At 66.1% G+C, this 3,202-nt stretch carries 4 protein-coding genes and 1 pseudogene; 2 read left to right on the top strand and 3 right to left on the bottom strand.

Annotated elements, in window-relative coordinates; all coding sequences use genetic code 11:
* A pseudogene (locus VKP01_RS05270) lies at positions 1-220 on the top strand (hypothetical protein); the annotation flags it as partial.
* 322 nt (positions 221-542) lie between these two features.
* The gene (locus VKP01_RS05265) at positions 543-713 is read left to right on the top strand and encodes a hypothetical protein (RefSeq protein ID WP_324410964.1); all 171 of its coding nucleotides are present in this window, start codon (positions 543-545) and stop codon (positions 711-713) included.
* 25 nt (positions 714-738) lie between these two features.
* Here the strand turns inward: VKP01_RS05265 and VKP01_RS05260 are convergent, their stop codons facing one another.
* Genes VKP01_RS05260 through VKP01_RS05250 form a run of 3 tightly spaced genes read right to left on the bottom strand, consistent with a single transcriptional unit; the run spans position 739 to position 3,046 of the window.
* On the bottom strand, positions 739-1,329 hold the full coding sequence (locus tag VKP01_RS05260) for a nucleotidyltransferase family protein (protein ID WP_324410962.1): 591 nt from the start codon (positions 1,327-1,329) through the stop codon (positions 739-741).
* Positions 1,326-2,357 carry a molybdopterin-binding protein gene (locus VKP01_RS05255; protein ID WP_324410960.1) on the bottom strand — a complete coding sequence of 344 codons (1,032 nt, stop codon included), beginning with the start codon at positions 2,355-2,357 and terminating at the stop codon, positions 1,326-1,328. The genes VKP01_RS05260 and VKP01_RS05255 overlap by 4 nt, the downstream gene beginning before the upstream one ends.
* The gene (locus VKP01_RS05250) at positions 2,357-3,046 is read right to left on the bottom strand and encodes an XdhC family protein (RefSeq protein ID WP_324410958.1); all 690 of its coding nucleotides are present in this window, start codon (positions 3,044-3,046) and stop codon (positions 2,357-2,359) included. The genes VKP01_RS05255 and VKP01_RS05250 overlap by 1 nt, the downstream gene beginning before the upstream one ends.
* Positions 3,047-3,202 lie beyond the last annotated feature (156 nt).

Here is a 3,202-nt window from a genome sequence, read left to right as displayed (position 1 = left end):
CGTCTCCGGCCTGCGGGTCGGCTTCTCCCTGACGCTGCTGGGTGTCGTCATCGGTGAACTGTTCTCGTCGCATCGCGGCATGGGCTTTCTGGTGATGCGTGCCATAGGCCTGCACGACGTCTCGACCATGATGGCAGTGACGCTGATCCTCGCTGTTGCCGCCGTCACGATATCGAGCGTACTGCTCTATATCGACAATCGCCTGCATCGCCGTGTCTGAGGAGGGATTGAAGAGGCCTCGGGCGCGCCGATACGACGGTGCTGCGCGTTGAACAACATCGTCACAGATGCCACCGGCGCGCCACCCGCGTCGGCGTGAAGCAGGTCACGGCGACATTCGCGGCCATTGCTGTGGAGAGCCGGAAATGACATGCGGTCGGGGCGCATGACCACCCTTTTTTATCATAGAACTCACGGATTGAGACCATGTCCATGCATTGAACGCATGGTGTCATTGTGCGCTGCGATATTCTCTTTCGCATGTGCAGCAACTATATTCCTGACGTAACGTCATTCACCGCATGAACGTCAGGACAATGATCATGGCCATCGCCACTGCACCACGCGGCCGCAGCAATCCCGCCCTCACCGCGATCCGCCAGGCCTTCGGCGCCATCGCCACAGCGCTGATCGTCACCGTTGAAATCTACCGCGAAGCCATCGCTCGCCGCGATGCATACTACGCGCGCCATCCTTATCTCGGTGACGAATGATCACGCCGGGCGCGGCGCAGCGGCTCTACTCGCGCGCGATCTTGGCCAATGCCTGCGGGGTATCCGCGTCGAGATGAATCCCCGGATCATCCACGGGAATCTCGCGGATGCCGGCGCCCGCCCGCAGGAGTGGGCCGGCGCCGCGATCACCTTCAAGCGCTTCGATCTGCGGTAGCAGCTTGCGCGTCAACAGCACCGGATTGCCGCGCCGCTCATCGAAAACCGGAACGAATGCCGCGTGATCCGGTTCCAACTCAGCGCCCGCGATCAGCGCATCCAGCGTCGCGGGCTGCACGAGCGGCATATCGGCGAGCAGGACGAGCGCACCAGCACAATCCTCCGGCAAGGCCCGCATCCCCGCTTTCAGCGATCCGGCCAGCCCGCTGCGATAATCGGCATTGTAGACGAGCGACACCGCCTGATCCGCGCAGGCCGCAGCGACCGCGTCATGATCGTGCCCGGTCACCACGATTATCGGGCGCGCCCGCGAGCCCTGCGCGGCGGCGAGCACATGGGCGAGCATCGGCGCGCCGCGAAACCGCGCCAGCGGCTTCGCCTCGCCACCGAAGCGCGAGCCGAGCCCTGCCGCGAGGATGATCGCCGCAACGCCGCTCACCCGTCGTCATCCTCGGCGCTCTCCTCACCCGAGCGCGGCTGCGGACGCGAGACGATTTCCATGAGAAGACCGCCAACGCCGAGGCCCATGATGTCGGTACGCGTCACCGGCAGGCCGGCCAGCATGCGATGCAGGATCCAGTCGAAACCGTTCTCCTTGGGGCTGCGCGCGCAGCCCGGCGCGCCGATCACCGCCTTGTCGCCGATATGCCCGACGAGCAGCAGATTGCCAGGGTCGACGGGCATGCCGAAATGATCGATCCGCCCGCCCACCGCCGTGATCGCCGCCGGGATCACGTCACGGCGATCGGACACGGCGGAGGCGCCGAAGACGATGATCAGCTCCGCATCGCCTTGCGCGATCTGCTCCAGTTCGCGCGCCAGCGCCTCGGTCTCATGCGGCGCGCGTGCTTCGCCGACCACGGTCGCGCCTGTGGGGGTAATGCGTTTATCAAGGATTTTCAGGGTTTTGTCGACGATGCTCGGCTTGAGTGCGTTGGTCAGGGTCGAGATCACGCCGATGCGCGAGAGCGTGTAGGGCGCGATCCGCACCGCCCCCTTGACACCGCGCGCCACGGCCTCGGCCTGGGCGAGCCGCCCCTCGCTGATCGCATAGGTGATGATCTTCACCGTCGCGATCATCTCTCCGGAAACGACCGGCTTGAACTGCTCGAGCGTGGCGAAGGTGATGGCCTCGTCGATCATGTTGATGCGGTCGATGGCCGCGCGATCGACCTCCAGGACGCCCGCATGTTCGGCAAACAGATTGGCGCGCCCGGTAAAGGGTGGATCGATGCGCACCCCCACCCCCGCCGTCGCCTGCGCAAGCCGCGCAGCCGCGTCGTCCTCGGCCACGTCTCCCGTTTCGAGCCGCACCGCCGTGACCCGCGCGACGCCCGCCGCATCGAGCTTGTCGGCATCCTCGGCGGTGATGGTCGCGCCCTTCTTGATCGTGATTCCGGGCAGGCGCAGCGAATGCGCCGCCATGGCGCCGATCGCCTCTCGCGGTGGCAGCGGCCCGAATTTCATCAGCGCCTCCGCCGGTCGCTGCGCAGGGTGGCGATGATCTCGCCGAGAATCGACACGGCAATTTCCGCCGGACTGACGGCACCGATATCGAGCCCGATCGGCGCGTGAATCCGCCCTATCGCCGCCTCCTCGAACCCGGCCTCACGCAGCCGATCGACGCGCTTGGCATGGGTCTTCTTCGAGCCGAGAGCCCCGATATAGAAGCATTGCGCCGTCAGCGCTGCATTGAGTGCCGGATCGTCGATCTTGGGATCATGGGTGAGCGCGACGAAGGCGGTATAGGCGTCGAGCCCGATACGCGGCAGGGCATCGTCGGGCCATTCATCCAGCAGCGTCACATCCGGGAAGCGCTCCGGCGAGGCGAAGGCGGTGCGCGGATCGATGATCGTGCAATCGAACCCGGCGAGCTTCGCCATCGGCGCGAACGCCTGACTGATATGCACCGCGCCGATGATGACGATGCGCACCGGCGGCACCTGCACGGTGAGGAAATGCTCCGCCCCGTCGATCTCGACAATGCCGGATTTTCCCTTGCGCAGATGGGCGCGCAGGATCTCCGCCACCGGATCGGCATCGACCTCGCCTTCGCGCACCAGCCTTTGCGCCCCGTCCTCCAGCCGCGTCACCAGCACCGCCGCCCGCCGCGCCGCGCGTTCCTCGTTCAACAGGGCGAGATGATCGATCTTCATGCGGGCCTCGGTGTCGTGGGGTGTGGGGCGGGCGGGTTGAAGGGCGCGTTCCCCTCTCCCTTGCGGAGAGGGAACAGCGGTGAGGGTGGAGCCGCGACGCTCGGCACGTCAGCGCCTCGCCCTGCATAAACGCCCCTCACCCCCGGCCCCTCTCCA

It is taken from the genome of Saliniramus sp., from assembly GCF_035311605.1.
Classification (GTDB): Bacteria; Pseudomonadota; Alphaproteobacteria; order Rhizobiales; family Beijerinckiaceae; genus Saliniramus.
This window is presented reverse-complemented; position numbering and strand designations above follow the sequence as displayed.

Excerpts from the sequence above, each read along its gene's own strand:
- VKP01_RS05265 (WP_324410964.1), top strand. The coding sequence starts at position 543 with ATGGCCATCGCCACTGCACCACGCGGCCGCAGCAATCCCGCCCTCACC.
- VKP01_RS05255 (WP_324410960.1), bottom strand. The coding sequence starts at position 2,357 with ATGAAATTCGGGCCGCTGCCACCGCGAGAGGCGATCGGCGCCATGGCG.
- VKP01_RS05250 (WP_324410958.1), bottom strand. The coding sequence starts at position 3,046 with ATGAAGATCGATCATCTCGCCCTGTTGAACGAGGAACGCGCGGCGCGG.